15 protein-coding genes are annotated in these 16432 nt (G+C 64.9%); 10 read left to right on the forward strand and 5 right to left on the reverse strand.

Annotated elements, in window-relative coordinates:
* The first annotated feature begins 58 nt into the window (after window positions 1–58).
* The gene (locus tag ACTJK0_RS04460; protein ID WP_110542764.1) at window positions 59–1033 is read left to right on the forward strand and encodes a YihY/virulence factor BrkB family protein; all 975 of its coding nucleotides are present in this window, start codon (window positions 59–61) and stop codon (window positions 1031–1033) included.
* Window positions 1034–1093: 60 nt separating this feature from the next.
* Here ACTJK0_RS04460 and ACTJK0_RS04465 read toward each other — a convergent pair whose 3' ends face one another.
* The 5 genes from ACTJK0_RS04465 to sdhC form a co-directional block, all read right to left on the reverse strand.
* Window positions 1094–1864 carry an alpha/beta fold hydrolase gene (locus ACTJK0_RS04465; protein ID WP_110542765.1) on the reverse strand — a complete coding sequence of 257 codons (771 nt, stop codon included), beginning with the start codon at window positions 1862–1864 and terminating at the stop codon, window positions 1094–1096.
* A 120-nt stretch (window positions 1865–1984) separates the two neighbouring features.
* On the reverse strand, window positions 1985–2767 hold the full coding sequence (locus tag ACTJK0_RS04470; RefSeq protein WP_043450540.1) for a succinate dehydrogenase iron-sulfur subunit: 783 nt from the start codon (window positions 2765–2767) through the stop codon (window positions 1985–1987).
* Between the two features lies 1 nt (window position 2768).
* The gene (sdhA, locus tag ACTJK0_RS04475) at window positions 2769–4568 is read right to left on the reverse strand and encodes a succinate dehydrogenase flavoprotein subunit (protein ID WP_110542766.1); all 1800 of its coding nucleotides are present in this window, start codon (window positions 4566–4568) and stop codon (window positions 2769–2771) included.
* A 108-nt stretch (window positions 4569–4676) separates the two neighbouring features.
* A complete protein-coding gene (locus ACTJK0_RS04480) occupies window positions 4677–5138 on the reverse strand; it encodes a succinate dehydrogenase hydrophobic membrane anchor subunit (RefSeq protein ID WP_110542767.1) in 462 nt (153 codons plus the stop codon).
* Window positions 5139–5141: 3 nt separating this feature from the next.
* On the reverse strand, window positions 5142–5522 hold the full coding sequence (gene sdhC, locus ACTJK0_RS04485) for a succinate dehydrogenase, cytochrome b556 subunit (protein ID WP_081620212.1): 381 nt from the start codon (window positions 5520–5522) through the stop codon (window positions 5142–5144).
* 276 nt (window positions 5523–5798) lie between these two features.
* Here sdhC and ACTJK0_RS04490 point away from each other — a divergent pair, with 276 nt between their 5' ends.
* The 9 genes from ACTJK0_RS04490 (at window position 5799) to ACTJK0_RS04530 (ending at window position 16431) form a co-directional block, all read left to right on the forward strand.
* A complete protein-coding gene (locus tag ACTJK0_RS04490) occupies window positions 5799–6932 on the forward strand; it encodes a mannose-1-phosphate guanylyltransferase (RefSeq protein WP_110542768.1) in 1134 nt (377 codons plus the stop codon).
* Between the two features lie 112 nt (window positions 6933–7044).
* Window positions 7045–8262, forward strand: coding sequence for an amidohydrolase (locus tag ACTJK0_RS04495; RefSeq protein WP_110542769.1), 1218 nt, complete (start codon window positions 7045–7047; stop codon window positions 8260–8262).
* A 149-nt stretch (window positions 8263–8411) separates the two neighbouring features.
* On the forward strand, window positions 8412–8846 hold the full coding sequence (locus tag ACTJK0_RS04500) for a MarR family winged helix-turn-helix transcriptional regulator (protein WP_043450533.1): 435 nt from the start codon (window positions 8412–8414) through the stop codon (window positions 8844–8846).
* A 42-nt stretch (window positions 8847–8888) separates the two neighbouring features.
* A complete protein-coding gene (locus tag ACTJK0_RS04505; RefSeq protein ID WP_440744399.1) occupies window positions 8889–9320 on the forward strand; it encodes an organic hydroperoxide resistance protein in 432 nt (143 codons plus the stop codon).
* On the forward strand, window positions 9317–10333 hold the full coding sequence (locus tag ACTJK0_RS04510; protein WP_440744400.1) for an NADP-dependent oxidoreductase: 1017 nt from the start codon (window positions 9317–9319) through the stop codon (window positions 10331–10333). Before ACTJK0_RS04505 ends, ACTJK0_RS04510 begins: the two co-directional genes overlap by 4 nt.
* 256 nt (window positions 10334–10589) lie before the next feature.
* Window positions 10590–11702, forward strand: coding sequence for a BMP family lipoprotein (locus tag ACTJK0_RS04515; RefSeq protein WP_440744401.1), 1113 nt, complete (start codon window positions 10590–10592; stop codon window positions 11700–11702).
* A 226-nt stretch (window positions 11703–11928) separates the two neighbouring features.
* On the forward strand, window positions 11929–13524 hold the full coding sequence (locus tag ACTJK0_RS04520) for an ABC transporter ATP-binding protein (protein WP_440744402.1): 1596 nt from the start codon (window positions 11929–11931) through the stop codon (window positions 13522–13524).
* Window positions 13517–14914: an ABC transporter permease gene (locus tag ACTJK0_RS04525; RefSeq protein WP_110542774.1), complete on the forward strand. Its 1398-nt coding sequence runs from the start codon at window positions 13517–13519 to the stop codon at window positions 14912–14914. The genes ACTJK0_RS04520 and ACTJK0_RS04525 overlap by 8 nt, the downstream gene beginning before the upstream one ends.
* Window positions 14911–16431, forward strand: coding sequence for an ABC transporter permease (locus ACTJK0_RS04530; protein ID WP_440744403.1), 1521 nt, complete (start codon window positions 14911–14913; stop codon window positions 16429–16431). Before ACTJK0_RS04525 ends, ACTJK0_RS04530 begins: the two co-directional genes overlap by 4 nt.
* Window position 16432 lies beyond the last annotated feature (1 nt).

A 16432-nucleotide genomic window follows, 5' to 3' on the forward strand; every position in this document is an offset into this window, starting at 1 on the left:
CCGGCAACCGCTGCCAACCGAGCACGCCCAGCTGAAGCTGGCCGTCATCCAGAAGCGCATGGAATGGGGAAAGACCAGGAGAGCCGGTGGCGGCGGGGTGCCCGGCGGTATGGCATTGATTCAATGGCTGCTGGCAAAACTCAACACGTTCCGCCCAATGCGGGCGTTCCAGCACTACAACCTGCAGCACGGGCCCCTGTTGAGCGCCGGCATCGGCTTCCGGATGTTCTTCTCCATCACCGGGCTTCTAACAACAGGTTTTTCGATTGCCGGGCTTGTCCTCAGCGGACAGCCGGCCCTCCTTGACACGATCGTTGCCACGGTGGCCCACAGCGCCCCCGGCCTCCTCAAGGTCGGGAACGGGGACGGGCTGGTGGACCCGAAAGACCTCCTGAACCCGGGCAGCCTCGGCTGGACGGCGGTGATTGCCGCTGTGGTCACCATCATCACCTCGCTGGGCTGGATTAACGGGATGAGGGACGGCCTCCGCGGGGTCCTGCAACTTCCACCGCTCGTGGCCAACCCCATCCTGCTGAAACTGCGCGACGCCGGAACGCTCCTGCTCCTGGGCCTGGCCCTGGTGATCAGCGCGGGCGCTTCCCTTGTCTTCGGCACCCTCGCGGGCTGGGTGGTGGGATTCCTGCATCTCAGCGATGCCGTAGCCGGGCCCCTGACCACCTCCGTCAAAATCGTCGTGCCGCTGGTCCTGAACTGGGTCACGGCGCTGATCATGTACCGCCTTGCGGCCGGGCTGAAGCTGTCCAGACAGGCGCTGCTGGAGGGTACCGTCCTGGCTGCCGTCGGCACCACCGTCCTGCAAATCTTCAGCACCGAGTTGCTGGCCGGCGCCAGCCGCAACCCGATCCTCGCCTCGTTCGCCATCATCATCGGCCTGCTGATCTGGTTCAACCTGGTCAGCCAGGTCTACCTTGTCTCGGCTGGCTGGGCAGCGGTCCGCGAGGCGGACCTGGAGTCAGGAGGAGCCCCGCGCAAAACCATCCTTGGTGCCCGGCGGGCGACGCCCCAGACCTAAGCCACAGGCCGGATCCGTGGGCGTCAGGCAAAGCGGCCATCGGCAAATAGGGAGGAGCAGCTACTGCCCTGCGTCGAGGTACTGGTCCGCCCAGGCGGCGATGATCCGGGCGGCGCGGGCAGCCTGGCCCTTGCCGGTCAGCAGGTGGTCGCTTCCCTCAAGGGACACAAAGTTCCGGGGATGGCGCGCCGTCTGGAAGATGGTGCTGGCATTCTCGATTCCCACGGTGTTGTCTGTGGGGGAGTGCAGCACCATCAGCGGCTTGTGCAGCTGCCGGATGCAGTCCGTCAGGTCCGCGTTCTCCAGGTCCTCCACGAAGTGCCGGCGGATTTCCACCCGCTTGCCGCCCAGGTCCACTTCGGCGCTGCCCTCGCTGAGGATCCTGTCCAGCGCCGCGTCAAAGACGTGGGCCACGTGCTTGGGGGAGAAGGGCGCACCTACGGTGGCCACGGCATCGAGCTCCGGAATGTCCCGTGCGGCTGCCAGCACCGCTGCGCCGCCGAACGAGTGCCCCACCAGCAGGGAGATCTCCCTTCCCTGGCTTCGCATGAACTCTGCGGCCTTCACAGTGTCCGCTACTTTGTGGCTAAACGAACCCGCCGACCATTCCCCGGCGGAGCCGCCAAGGCCCAGGTTGTCGAAGCGCAACATCCCGATTCCGCTGTCAGCAAGTGCCTTGCACATCCGGGACGCGGACGGACTGTCCTTGCCAAGGGTGAATCCGTGCGAAAATACTCCCCAGCCCTTGACCGGCCCTTCAGGCACGTCGACGATTCCTGACAGTATCTCGCCCGTCGAACCGGCGAAGGTCACTTTTTCGGCGCGGGACATGCGGTCCCCTTTCGTGCGTAAGGGCCTGGTTGTTCTGGTGCTTGGTGCGAAAAGACGACGGCGCCGCCACCACACGTGGTGAGCGACGCCGTCGGCCGTTACAGCTGTTGGTGAAACTGCCTAGATCTTGCGGGCCAGGATGGCCTGCTTGACCTCCGCGATGGCCTGGGTGACCTGGATGCCGCGGGGGCATGCCTCGGAGCAGTTGAAGGTGGTGCGGCAGCGCCACACGCCTTCCTTGTCGTTGAGGATCTCCAGGCGCATGTCGCCGGCGTCATCACGGGAATCGAAGATGAAGCGGTGGGCGTTGACGATCGCGGCCGGTCCAAAGTACTGCCCGTCGGTCCAGAACACGGGGCAGGAGGACGTGCACGCAGCGCACAGGATGCACTTGGTGGTGTCGTCAAAGCGCTCACGGTCCTCGGCGGACTGCAGGCGTTCCCGGGTGGGCTCGTGGCCCTTGTTGATGAGGAAGGGCATGACCTCGCGGTACGACTGGAAGAAAGGTTCCATGTCCACGATGAGGTCCTTCTCCACCGGCAGGCCCTTGATGGGCTCGACGGTGATGGGCTTGGACGTGTCCAGGTCCTTCAGCAGCGTCTTGCAGGCAAGGCGGTTGCGGCCGTTGATGCGCATGGCGTCCGAACCGCAGACGCCGTGGGCACAGGAGCGGCGGAAGGAAAGGGTTCCGTCCGTCTCCCACTTGACCTTGTGCAGGGCGTCCAGGACACGGTCCGTGCCGTACATGGTCAGGTGGAAGTCGTCCCAGGTAGCTTCCGCGGAAACTTCCGGGTTGTACCGGCGGACCCGAAGGTGCACATCGAAGGTGGGGATTTCCCCGCCCCCGCCGACGCCGGCAGGCAGTTCAACCTTTGAGGCTGGCTCAGCGATTTCAGCGGACATCTTAGTACTTCCTCACCATCGGCTCGTAGCGGGTAAAGACAACCGGCTTGGTGGCCAGCCGGATGCCAGCGATTGATTCCGCCGATCCGTCAGCCGGCGCATGGTCATCCTTGTACGCCATGGAGTGCTTCATGAATTTCTCGTCGTCACGCTCAGGGAAGTCCTCGCGGAAGTGTCCGCCGCGGGATTCCTCGCGGTGCAGGGCGGCCACGGTCATGACCTTGGCCAGTTCCAGCAGGAAGCCGAGCTCAACGGCCTCGAGCAGGTCCAGGTTGAAGCGCTTGCCCTTGTCCTGGACGTTAATGCGCTTGTACCGCTCCTCGAAGGATGCGATATCCCGCAGCACCTGGTTCAGGGTATCCGCCGTGCGGAACACCTGCATGTTGGCGTCCATGGTGTCCTGCAGTTCCTTGCGGATCTGGGCCACCTTCTCCTCGCCGGTGCCGTTGCGGGCAATGTCAAGCAGTTCCGTGGTGTAAGCCAGCGGGTTTTCCGGCAGCTCTACGTACGGTGCGGTCTTTGCGTATTCCGCGGCGGCAATGCCGGCGCGCTTGCCGAACACGTTGATGTCCAGCAGCGAGTTGGTGCCCAGGCGGTTGGAGCCGTGAACGGAAACGCACGCAACTTCACCGGCGGCGAAGAGTCCCGGAACCACGGTGTCGTTGTCCTGCAGGACCTCGGTCTCGATGTTCGTCGGGATGCCGCCCATGGCGTAGTGGGCGGTGGGGAACACGGGCACCGGCTCGGTGTACGGCTCAACACCCAGGTACGTGCGGGCGAACTCCGTGATGTCCGGAAGCTTGGCATCGATGTGCGCCGGCTCCAGGTGCGTCAGGTCCAGGAGGACGTAGTCCTTGTTCGGGCCGCAGCCGCGGCCTTCGCGCACCTCGTTGGCCATGGAACGGGCCACGATGTCACGCGGCGCGAGGTCCTTGATGGTGGGCGCGTAGCGCTCCATGAAGCGCTCACCCTCGGAGTTGCGCAGGATGGCACCTTCACCGCGGGCGGCCTCGGAGAGCAGGATGCCCAGGCCGGCGAGTCCGGTGGGGTGGAACTGGAAGAACTCCATGTCCTCCAGGGGGATGCCGCGGCGGAAGGCGATGCCCATGCCGTCACCTGTCAGGGTGTGGGCGTTGGAGGTGGTCTTGAAGACCTTGCCGGCGCCGCCGGAGGCGAACACCACGGACTTGGCCTGGAACACGTGCAGTTCGCCGGACGCGAGGTCGTAGGAGACCACGCCGGCTACGCGCTTCTGCTTGTAGGGCGTGCCGTCTTCGCGGACAGCGTCCTCCTCGACCGTCAGAAGGTCCAGGACGTAGTACTCGTTGTAGAACTCAACGTTGTGCTTGACGCAGTTTTGGTACAGGGTCTGCAGGATCATGTGGCCGGTGCGGTCCGCGGCGTAGCACGCGCGGCGGACAGGTGCCTTGCCGTGGTCGCGGGTGTGGCCGCCGAACCGGCGCTGGTCGATGCGGCCTTCCGGCGTGCGGTTGAAGGGCAGGCCCATCTTTTCCAGGTCCAGCACGGCGTCGATGGCTTCCTTGGCCATGACCTCGGCCGCGTCCTGGTCAACCAGGTAGTCGCCGCCCTTGACGGTGTCGAACGTGTGCCATTCCCAGTTGTCTTCCTCGACATTGGCAAGGGCTGCGCACATGCCACCCTGCGCCGCACCGGTGTGCGAGCGGGTGGGGTAGAGCTTGGTCAGTACTGCTGTGCGCGCGCGCTGACCGGATTCGATCGCGGCGCGCATGCCAGCGCCACCGGCACCGACGATGACGACGTCGTACTTATGGACCTGCATACCAGACGCTCTTTCTCTCAAAATTCGCTATGAAACAACGGGGCGGCTTTGCCTGCTCCGCAAAACAGGGCCCGCGGAAAAGCCCGCGGGCCCGGGGTAGTGCCAGTGCTAGGCAGGGCAGAATCCGCCCGGAAGGGCAACGCCGTTCACTACAGGGCACGGGTTGAAGGTGAAGATGACCAGGGTGCCCAGGAGGATGATGACGACGGCGGCCGCGTAGAGAACGGTCTTCAGCCAGCGGCGGGTGGAGGTCTTCTCCGCGTAGTCGTTGATGATGGTGCGCACACCGTTGGTGCCGTGCAGCATGGCCAGCCACAGCATGGCCAGGTCCCAGACCTGCCAGAACGGGTCTGCCCACTTGCCGGCCACGAAGCCGAAGTCGATGGCGTGGATGCCTTCGCCCACCATCAGGTTCACAAACAGGTGGCCGAAGATGAGGACCACCAGCACCACGCCGGACAGACGCATGAACAGCCAGGCGATCATCTCGAAGTTGCCCCTGGAGCCGCTGCTGCGGCGGTACTGGGGAGCGATCCGCCCGCTGCGGGGGCTCTCGATCGTTGCAGTCATGGCTTAGTGACCTCCGAGGGCGAGGGAGAGGTGGCGGATGGAGAAGGCGACCATGGTCACGACCCACAGGGCCAGGACTGCCCACAGCATCTGCCGCTGGTACTTGGCGCCCTTCTTCCAGAAGTCGACGGCAATAATCCGCAGGCCGTTGAAGGCGTGGAAGACGATGGCGGCAACAAGGCCGGTCTCGCCCAGCGCCATCAGGGGGTTCTTGTAGGCGCCGATCACGGCGGTGTAGGCCTCCGGTGACACACGCACCAAGGAGGTGTCCAGGACGTGGACCAACAAGAAGAAAAAGATCACTACACCGGTAATTCGATGTCCTACCCAGGACCACATGCCTTCACGGCCGCGGTACAAGGTGCCAGCTGGTTTTGTCGGCACTGATAAACCTCCCTGCAACACAGCGGCGCTGGCATGAGATCCATGCGGGGGGAACGCCTGCTGCGAGAGCACTCGTAGCTCAGGCCTAAATCTAGGCTTCGCTACCAGCTTATTCAATTTCAGTGATTGTTGGCGCCCAGTACTGGAGCGGATTTTCCGGGGAAATGAGACGAACGCCACATCATTGCGGCCTTTTGGGCGTGGGAGTGGAGGGAATCGTCCCCCTTCGTGCCGCCAAGGGCGACGGTTGCGGCCCGTCGGCTAAAGTAGGCCCTGATGAGTACAGACAAAGTGACAAGCCCGGCTTCACCCCTTGACCGCTTTATAGCGGTGATTCCGGCAGGCGGAGTGGGGACCCGCCTCTGGCCCCTGTCACGCGCAGCAGCTCCCAAGTTCCTTCACGATCTCACCGGATCGGGCAGCACCTTGCTGCGCGCCACCTATGACCGGCTGCACCCGCTCGCGGGCAACCGGATGCTGGTGGTCACCGGCCGGGCCCACCGCGATGCCGTGTGCCGCCAGCTTCCCGAGGTCCATGACGCCGACCTGGTCCTTGAGTCGGAGCCCAAGGATTCCGGCGCTGCCATCGGCCTCGCCGCCGCAATCCTGCACGAGCGTGATCCCGACACCATCATGGGTTCCTTCGCCGCCGACCAGGTGATCAGCCCTGACCAGCTGTTCCAGGAGGCCGTCCGCGAAGCCATCCACACGGCGGCGGCCGGCAAGATCGTGACGATCGGCATCAAACCCACCCACCCGTCAACCGGCTTCGGATACATCCGTTCCGGCAAGGCCCTGAACATTGAGGGTGCGCCCAGTGCCCACGACGTCGTGGAATTCGTCGAAAAGCCCGATGAAGTGGTGGCCCAGCAGTATGTGGACAGCGGTGACTATGTCTGGAACGCCGGCATGTTCGTGGCGCCCGTGTCCCTGATGCTCAAGCACCTTGAGGCAAACCAGCCCGAGCTGTTCCAGGGCCTGCAGGAGATCGCGCGGGCCTGGGACACTCCCCAGCGTGACGAGGTCACCGCCCGGATCTGGCCTACCCTGCCGAAAATCGCCATCGACTACGCAGTGGCCGAGCCCGCCGCCGAAGCCGGGGACGTCGCCGTCGTTCCCGGGACCTTCCGCTGGGACGATGTCGGCGACTTCGCCTCGGTGGGCCGACTGAACAGTGCCAAGGAAGTGGATGACGTTACCGTCCTCGGCGAAGGCGCCCGGGTATTCACCGAGAACTCAAGCGGCGTCGTGGTTACGGACACCAAACGGGTGATCGCCCTGATCGGCATCCAGGATGTGGTCATTGTTGATACCCCGGACGCCCTGCTGGTGACGACCATGGCAAATTCGCAGCGCGTGAAGGCGGCCGTGGACGCGCTCAAGGCCAGCGGCGACACGGACGTCCTCTGACCAACCGCATTACAAACGGGTCCTGCCGGCGCAGCGCATGCCGGCAGGACCCGTTTGTAATGCGGCGTCAGTGAATGGGCGCTTAACCCAACTCCCTCGCTAGAGTGAAGCAGTGCGCAATTACACGACTGAAACCGAGCCCACTGCTTTGGTGGCTCCGTGGCTCGAACCGCTCCTGCCGGAACTGATCGAATTCCGGCGCGACCTGCATGCGCACCCGGAGCTGTCCTTCAAGGAGTTCCGCACCACCGACAAGCTCGCCGAGCGGCTGGAGGCCGCCGGACTGAGCCCCCGCCGCCTGGAAGGTACCGGGCTCACGGTGGATGTCGGGGAGGGCCCCATCGCCACGGCGCTCCGCGGCGACATCGACGCCCTGCCCATCATTGAGGAAACCGGGCTGGAGTTCGCGTCCAAAAACCATGGCGTTACCCACGCCTGCGGCCATGACGTGCACACCACCACCATGTTGGGCATCGCCCTGGTCCTGCACCGGATGCACCAGGAGTCACCCCTGGGTGCCACCGTCCGCATCATCTTCCAGCCCGCTGAGGAAACCATGCCCGGCGGTGCGCATTCCTGCATTGAGCAGGGCGTCCTCGACGGCGTGCCCCGCATTTTGGCGCTGCACTGCGATCCGCGCATCGAAGTGGGCAAGGTGGGAACGCGCATCGGTGCCATCACCTCGGCCTCGGACACCATCCGGATCGAACTCTCGGGCCGCGGTGGCCACACGTCCCGCCCGCACCTCACCGAGGACCTGGTGTTCGCGTTGGCGCAGATTGCGGTAAACGTGCCGGCCGTCCTGTCCCGCCGCGTGGACGTCCGCAGTGGCGTGTCCGTGGTCTGGGGCCAGATCACGGCGGGCTCGGCACCGAACGCCATTCCCGGCAGCGGCTACATGGCGGGAACCATGCGCTGCCTGGACCGGGATGCCTGGCATGCCGCCGGCGAGCTTCTTGACGAAGTGGTCCACCAGGTGGCCGCGCCGTACGGTGTGGACGTCCACCTGGAGCACACCAGGGGTGTGCCCCCGGTGGTTAACTCCGAGCACGAGACTGCAATCATCGAAGCGGCGGCGCGCGCGGAAATCGGTGAAAGTGCCGTGGTCCTGACCCCGCAGTCGATGGGCGGCGAGGACTTCGCATGGTTCCTCGCCGAGCTCCCCGGGGCTATGATGCGCCTGGGCACCAAGACGCCGGGCGGTGAGGATTACGACCTGCACCGCGGCGACTACATCCTGGACGAGCGCTCCCTCGGCCTTGGCATCCGGGTGCTGACGGCAGCGGCACTGCGGACCATCCGTGACCTGGAGCAGACTGCGGTTTCCTGAGAAACCGGCCTGGTATTCCCCGCTCTCCGGCGGGGATACCAGGCACTGCAGTTCCAGGGCAGCAGGAGAAGTACGATGGCGGCGGGGAACCGGAGCAGCCTTAGCTACGGTAAGTTGTGCACAACTTAGTTGTGCGTTATTGTTATGTCATGACCGAAGCACCCCGCCTGGACCGCCAAGTATGTTTTGCGCTGTATTCGGCGTCCCGCGCCGCCACCGCCGTCTACCGGCCGGTCCTGGATGAACTGGGACTTACCTATCCGCAGTACCTGGTGATGCTGGTCCTGTGGGAAAGCGAACCCAGGGGCGTGAAGGAACTTGGCGGCGAACTTGGCCTCGACTCCGGCACCCTGTCGCCGCTGCTCAAGCGGCTGGAAACACTGGGGCTGGTGGAACGGCGGCGGTCCGGTGAGGACGAACGTCGCGTTGCGATCCACCTGACACCCGCCGGACGGAACCTCAGCGGCCCGGCCAGTGCCATTCCGCAGCGGCTGGCCGATGCCGCCGGACTCTCCCTGGAAGAACTTGAACAACTGCGGACCACGCTCGGCAAGCTCACGGCCGCACTGCACGAATCATTGTGAACCCGAATACTGCACCATCCCACCAACAGGACGGATTCTTTCGTGAAGACTCTCTACACCGCAGAGGCCCTGGCCTCGGGCGAAGGCCGTGACGGCGCTGCCCGCAGCAACGACGGCAAGCTCGCTGTGGCCCTCGCCAGCCCGGTCGAACTCGGCGGCAGCGGCCAGGGCACCAACCCCGAACAGCTCTTTGCCGCAGGATACGCCGCCTGTTTCCATTCAGCCCTCCGCCTGGTTGGCCGCAAGGCAGGCGCCGACCTTACGGATTCGGCAGTGGCAGCGAGGATCCACCTTGGACAGCTGGACGGCGGCGCCGGCTTCGGCCTGGCCGCCGAACTGGAAATCGCCCTGCCGGCACTGGACCTGGCCACGGCTGAAGACCTCGTTGCCAAAGCACACGAAGTCTGCCCCTATTCGAATGCCACGCGCGGCAACATCGCCGTCGACCTCAAGATCCTGGAGTACGCAGCATGAGCACCGCCCTTGCAACCACCACCCGTGAAATCCGCCTCGCCTCGCGCCCCCTGGGGCGTCCCTCCAGTGCCAACTTCGAACTCGCCGAGTCCCCGTTGCCCGGGCTTGGGGACGGCCAGATCCTGGTCCGCAACCTCTTCATGTCCGTGGACCCCTACATGCGGGGCCGCATGAACGACGTCAAATCCTACTCCGCCCCCTTCGCCGTTGGCAAGGCACTCGACGGCGGCGCCGTGGGCGAGGTGATCGCGTCCCGTTCGTCGGCACACCAGGAGGGCGACGTCGTCGTGCATTCCCTCGGCTGGCGGGAGTACGCCGTGGTTGACGGCGCAGCCGCCACGCCTGCCCGCACCGACCTGGCACCTGCTTCCGCTTTCCTCGGCGCGCTGGGCATGACCGGACTCACCGCCTATTCAGGCCTGTTGAAGGTGGCTGAATTCAAGCCCGGGGACGCAGTGTTCGTTTCCGGCGCCGCCGGCGCCGTTGGCTCCCTGGTGGGCCAGATCGCCAAGGCCATGGGGGCCTCCCGTGTCATCGGTTCGGCCGGGTCGCCGGCCAAGGTAGCACGGCTCCTGGAACTCGGCTTCGACGCCGCCTTCGACTACCACGACGGCCCCGTCCTCGAGCAGTTGGAGAAGGCAGCGGGACCTGCCGGCATCGACGTCTACTTCGACAACGTGGGCGGCGAACACCTCGAAGCCGCCCTGGCGGTCCTGAACGTCGGCGGCCGGGTGGCGATGTGCGGCGCCATCGCCCAGTACAACTCCACGGAACCCACCCCCGCCCCCCACAACCTCATGCAGGCCATCGGGAAGCAGCTGACCTTGCGCGGCTTCCTGGTGGGCGGGCAGCGGCAGCACGCAGCTGAGTTCGCGGAGAAGATGGCCGGCTGGCTGGCGGACGGGACCATCCGTTATGACGAGACGATCGTTGACGGGCTGGAGAACGCTCCCCAGGCCTTCATGGACCTCCTCGACGGCGCCAACACCGGCAAGATGCTGGTGCGCCTGTAAGCCGCTGCGCCAGGAACCAGCAGCAGGGGCACCGCATTGCGCGGTGCCCCTACTGCTTGGTAACAACTTGTAAACAATCTCCCGGATGGGATCCAGCCGTGCTATGGGGACGTGGCGCAGGCCACTAAAGTAAGTGCCATCAGTGCGCTCCGGCGCAGTGCTGCGTGCCTTCAGTGAAAACAGAATTTCAGCGCCGAAACGGACACTCATTGAATTCCAAGCCCGTAGTGCCACCCGCATCATCCCTGGAGGAAAATTGAAGAAATCACTGCGTGCCGGCTTCAAGCGCGGTTCAATGGCCGGTGTGGCCACCCTCGGTGCGTCCGCCTTGCTGCTCAGCGGTTGCGGGGCCGCTCCGTCCTCGTCCGGCCCCTCAGGTTCAGCCACCGCGTCCGACTACACCGCATGCATGGTGTCCGACTCCGGTGGATTCGACGACAAGTCCTTCAACCAGTCCGGTTTCGAGGGCCTCCAGAGCGCCGTCAAGGACCTCGGCATCCAGGAGAAGCACGTCCAGTCCAAGGCTGACACCGACTACGACCCCAACCTCCGGTCCATGGTCCAGCAGGGTTGCAAGCTCACCGTGACCGTCGGTTTCCTGCTCGGCGACGCTACGAAGTCGATCGCCACGGCCAACCCGAACAGCCACTTCGCCATCATCGACTACAACGACCCCACATTCCCGAAGAACGTCAAGCCCATCGTCTATGACACGGCCCAGGCGGCGTTCCTCGCCGGCTATCTTGCTGCAGGCACCTCCAAAACCGGCAAAGTCGCCACGTTCGGCGGCATCAACATCCCCACCGTCACCATCTTCATGGACGGCTTCGCCGACGGCGTGAAGTACTACAACGAAAAGAAGGGCAAGAGCGTCCAGCTCATCGGCTGGGACAAGGACAAGCAGGACGGCACCTTCGTCGGCGACTTCAAGCAGGTGGACAAGGGCAAGGTCCTGACCCAGGGCTTCCTTGACCAGGGCGCAGACATCGTCCTCCCCGTGGCCGGACCCGTCGGCGGCGGCGCAGGCAGCGCGATCCTTGACGCCAAGTCCAAGGGCAAGGACGCGAAGCTCATCTGGGTTGACTCGGATGGCTACCTGACTGCCCCGGACTACAAGTCCGTGATCCTCTCCTCCGTCCAGAAGACGATGTCCACTGCTGTGGAGACGGTCATCAAGGACGACAAGGACGGCAAGTTCGACGCATCGCCGTACATCGGAACCCTTGCAAACGGCGGTGTGGCCCTGGCTCCCTTCCACGATCTTGATTCCGCCGTGCCGGCAGATCTGAAGAGCGACCTGGACCAGCTCAAGAAGGACATCATCTCCGGCACCGTCAAGGTCGAGTCGAAGTCGAGCCCCACCAAGTAAACACAGAACCCGCTGGCGCTGCCCTTCAGCCGTTACCACGGCCGGAGGGCGGCGCGTTCTGTTTCGCTTGCGAAGTGCCGCCGTCAGCACCCATGCCGGCGGCCACTTTTTGCCCGTTCCCTGCCCTGCCCAGGAACCACCCGTGACACTAGGCTGGGACTACCCGCTGCCTTGCCGCCCACAGCGCGTCGAAGCAGATCCATACACACACAGATTGGTTGGGGTTTTGAAACTCGAACTGAAAGGGATCACGAAGCGATTCGGGTCCCTGGTAGCCAACGACCACATCGACTTGGTGGTCGAACCGGGGCAGGTGCACTGCCTCCTGGGAGAGAACGGCGCAGGGAAATCCACCCTGATGAACGTGCTCTACGGCCTGTACGATCCGACCGAGGGTGAAATCCTGGTCGATGGCAAGCCCGTCGTTTTCAAGGACCCCGGCGAGGCCATGGCAGCCGGCATTGGGATGGTGCACCAGCACTTCATGCTCATCCCGGTCTTTACCGTGGCCGAGAATGTTGCGTTGGGCAATGAGACCACCAAAGCCGCCGGACTGCTCAACCTGGAAGCCACACGCGAGAAGATCCGCAGCATCTCTGACCAGTACGGGTTCGACGTCGACCCCGACGCCATGGTGGAAGACCTGCCCGTCGGTGTGCAGCAGCGCGTCGAGATCATTAAGGCGCTGGTTCGTGATGCCGAGGTCCTCATCCTTGATGAACCCACCGCCGTGTTGACGCCGCAGGAGACCGATGAACTATTGGACATCATCCGGCAGTTGAAGCGCGATGGTAAGTCGATCGTGTTCATTTCCCATAAACTCCGTGAAGTCAAAGCCATCTCGGACACCATCACGGTGATCCGCCGGGGCAAGGTGGTCGGCCAGGCAGACCCCACGGCCTCTCCCACGGAGCTGGCCTCCGCCATGGTGGGCCGCACCGTGAGCCTGACGCTCGACAAGGCGCCGGCCAGGACCGGTGACGTGACCTTCAAGGTCAATCACCTGACGGTGACGGACCACAATGGCCAGCACGTGGTCGATGACCTTTCGTTCGACATCGCCAAGGGCGAAGTGCTCGCCATCGCCGGCGTGCAGGGCAACGGCCAGACGGAACTGACCGAGGCGATCCTGGGCGTGCAGCCGCACGTGACCGGGTCCATCACGCTTGACGGCGAGGAACTGCTGGGCAAGAGCGTCAAGCATGTCCTCGGTGCCGGCGTTGGCTTCGTCCCCGAGGACCGCACCATTGACGGCCTGGTAGGCACGTTCAGCATCTCGGAGAACATGATCCTGGACCTCTACGACAAGGCCCCCTTCGCACGCGGCGTGGGAATGAAGCCGGGTGTGATCGCGGAGAACGCCACCAGGAAGGTTGAAGAATTCGACGTCCGCACGCCATCCGTCTCCGCCGCGGTGGGCACCCTCTCCGGCGGCAACCAGCAGAAGGTCGTCCTGGCCCGCGAGCTCTCGCGTCCGCTGCGCCTGTTTATCGCTTCGCAGCCTACGCGCGGACTTGATGTCGGATCGATTGAATTCGTGCACAAGCGCGTCATCGCCGAACGTGACCACGGGACGCCGGTCATGATCGTGTCCACGGAACTGGATGAAGTACTGCAGCTGGCCGACCGCATCGCGGTGCTCTACCGCGGACGCCTGGTGGGAATCGTACCGGCCACAACGTCACGCGACGTGTTGGGACTCATGATGGCCGGTGTCCCGGCCGCGGAAGCCGAAGCCAGCGACTCCGCCCACGCCCACAGCGGCACGACCACGGCGGCGGTTTCGGAGCCTGCCGGCCTTGAAGGAGAACCCCATGTCTGAGAAGACAACCCCGGAACCGCAGGCCGCAAGCCGGGACGACGCCGGGGAACCCGTGGAAATCCAGGAGCCCGGAGGTACCACCCCGGAGGCTGTGGCCTCCGACGTCGTTCTGGACACCGCGGGCGGCCAGATGCCGCCGTCCGCCGTTCCGGCAGCCACGCAGCGGCGCGGCGGGGACCATGACGGGGAGGGCGGCGGGTCCGTGCTGCACCGGATCTTTACCGGCAACGCCATGGTCTCATTCCTCTCCGTGCTGCTGGCCATCGTGCTCGGCGGCATCCTGATGGCAGTGACCAACCCCAAGGTTGCCGTCACGGCCGGCTACTTCTTCGCCCAGCCCGGGGACCTGCTGACCGAGGTCATTCGTCCATACGCTGCCCTGGTGCAAGGGTCCATCTTCAACTGGGCCGGCGCCGACCTGGCCGCCCAGCTATACCCGATCACCGAGACCCTCACCGTGGCCACCCCGCTGATCTGCGCCGGGCTCGGGGTCGCGCTGGCGTTCCGCGCCGGCCTGTTCAACATCGGCGCCCAAGGGCAGATCATCTTCGGCGCGCTCCTGGGCGCTTACGTCGGCTTCGCCTGGCACCTGCCCTTCGGCCTGCACCTGCTGGTCGTCATCCTTGCCGGCCTGGTCGGTGGCGCGGTCTGGGGCGGGATCGTGGGCCTGCTGAAGGCACGGACCGGTGCGCACGAGGTGATCGTGACCATCATGCTCAACTACATCGCCAGCTTCCTGCTGCTGTTCCTGCTCACCACCCCGGCTTTCCAGCGCAAGGGTTCCACCAACCCGATCTCACCGTTCCTTGACTCCACCGCGTTGTTCCCTGAACTGCTCGGACCGCAATTCCGCCTGCACGCCGGCTTCCTGGTCGCCATAGCGGCCACTGCCTTTGTCTGGTGGCTGCTGAACCGCTCCACGGTTGGCTTTGAGTTCCGCGCCGTGGGTGCGAACCCCAGCGCGGCCCGCACCGCCGGCATCAACGTCGCCCGCAGCACCATCCTGGTAATGGCGATCGCCGGTGCGCTGGCAGGCCTGGCCGGCGTGGCCCAGGTGTCCGGCACGGAAAAGTACCTTTCCGGCGGGGTCGCCGCCTCGATCGGTTTTGATGCCATTACGGTCGCACTGCTGGGACGCTCGACGCCGTGGGGAACCTTCTTCGCCGGCCTGCTGTTCGGCGCCTTCCGGGCAGGTGGCGTCGCCATGCAGGCCCAGACGCAGACACCGATCGACATCGTGCTCGTCATCCAGTCCCTGATCGTGCTGTTCATCGCAGCACCGCCGCTGGTCCGTGCGATATTCGGACTCAACCCCCGTAAGAAGAAAACCACAAAGAGTGGGACCGCCGGTTCACGCACCGGCGGCGTCAAGAGCGGAGCGGCAGCATGAGCGCCACGACACAATCTCCCGCCAGCAAGCAGCCCGGCACCGGGAAGGGAAGCGGGAACACGTCCGGAGCCAAGGGTGCGCGAGGCCCGGCAGGCATGACAGAACTGGTGAGCTGGAAGGCCGGCATCGGCCTGGGCCTGCTCGCCATCCTGGGCACCGTGCTGTTCGGGTTCCTGGCCAACACAAAGTCCGCGGGCTTCCGGATTGCCGAGGCCCGCGATCCGAACGCCTCCTCCACCGCAGCGTGGATCACCCTGGCCGTGGCGTTGGCAGCCGCCGCTTACGTCGGCTACCGCTGGATCAGCCAGCGGCGCGAGGGCGGGGGAGTGGACCGCTGGATTCCCGCCACCACTATCGCTGCCGTCGTCGTCCTGGGCCTGGCCGCCTTGGGCGTCGCCAGGGTGGAGAAGATTACAGTGCCTTCGATGGCGCTGGGCTGGATCTGCTCACTACTGCTGCTCGCCCTGGCCGCATACGCCTGCTTCCTGACCGTGCAGCGGCGGCGGATTCCCGGATGGCTTGGCGGTCTCTTCGCTGTGGTCTTCCTCGTCGGGTTCATGATCTGGATCGTCGCGGGCGGCCGTGACCCTGAACCATCCATTTCGCTCGGCGGCCTCCTGGCCGGCGCCGTGACGCTGGCTGTACCCCTGGTGTTCGGCTCGTTGTCAGGTGTGCTGTGCGAACGGGCAGGCGTCGTCAACATCGCCATTGAAGGCCAGCTCCTGCTCGGTGCCTTCTCCGCCGCCGTCGTCGCCACCGTGACCGGCAACGTCTATGTGGGCCTCATCTCAGCGGTCGTCGCCGGCGCGCTGGTGTCTCTGGTCCTCGCCGTGGTGAGCATCAAATACCTTGTCAACCAGATCATCGTCGGGGTGGTCCTCAATGTCTTGATCAGCGGCCTCACCAGCTTCCTGTTCTCCACGCTGCTCACCGCGGACCCGGAACACCTCAACAAGCCGGGCAGGCTGCAGGCAGTGGATATCCCGTTCCTGGCCGACATCCCGGTCATCGGCCCCATCCTGTTCCGCCAGTCCCTGGTCGGCTACCTCATGTACGTGGCCGTCATCGTCGTGTACGTAGGGTTGTTCCACACCAAATGGGGCCTGCGGGTGCGGGCCGTAGGTGAACATCCGCAGGCCGCCGACACGGTGGGCATCAACGTCAACAGGACCCGCTTTATCAACGTCCTCATGGGCGGCGCGATCGCCGGCATCGGTGGTTCCTTCTTCACCCTGGTATCCGTGGACGCCTTTACCAAGGACATGTCCGGCGGCCGCGGCTACATCGCGCTTGCTGCCATGATCTTCGGCCGCTGGAATCCCATCGGGGCCTTCCTCGCCGCGTTGCTTTTCGGGTTCGCGGACAATCTGCAGAGCATCATCACGATCATCGGCTCGCCCGTTCCCAGCCAGTTCATGGCGATGCTGCCGTATGCCTTGACCGTCATCGCGGTTGCCGGCCTGGTGGGGCGGTCCAGGCCGCCAGCGGCCGACGGCATCCCCTACGTCAAGGGTTGAC

Origin of the sequence: Paenarthrobacter sp. 22069 (assembly GCF_052046035.1) — a bacterium.
Lineage (GTDB): Bacteria > Actinomycetota > Actinomycetes > Actinomycetales > Micrococcaceae > Arthrobacter.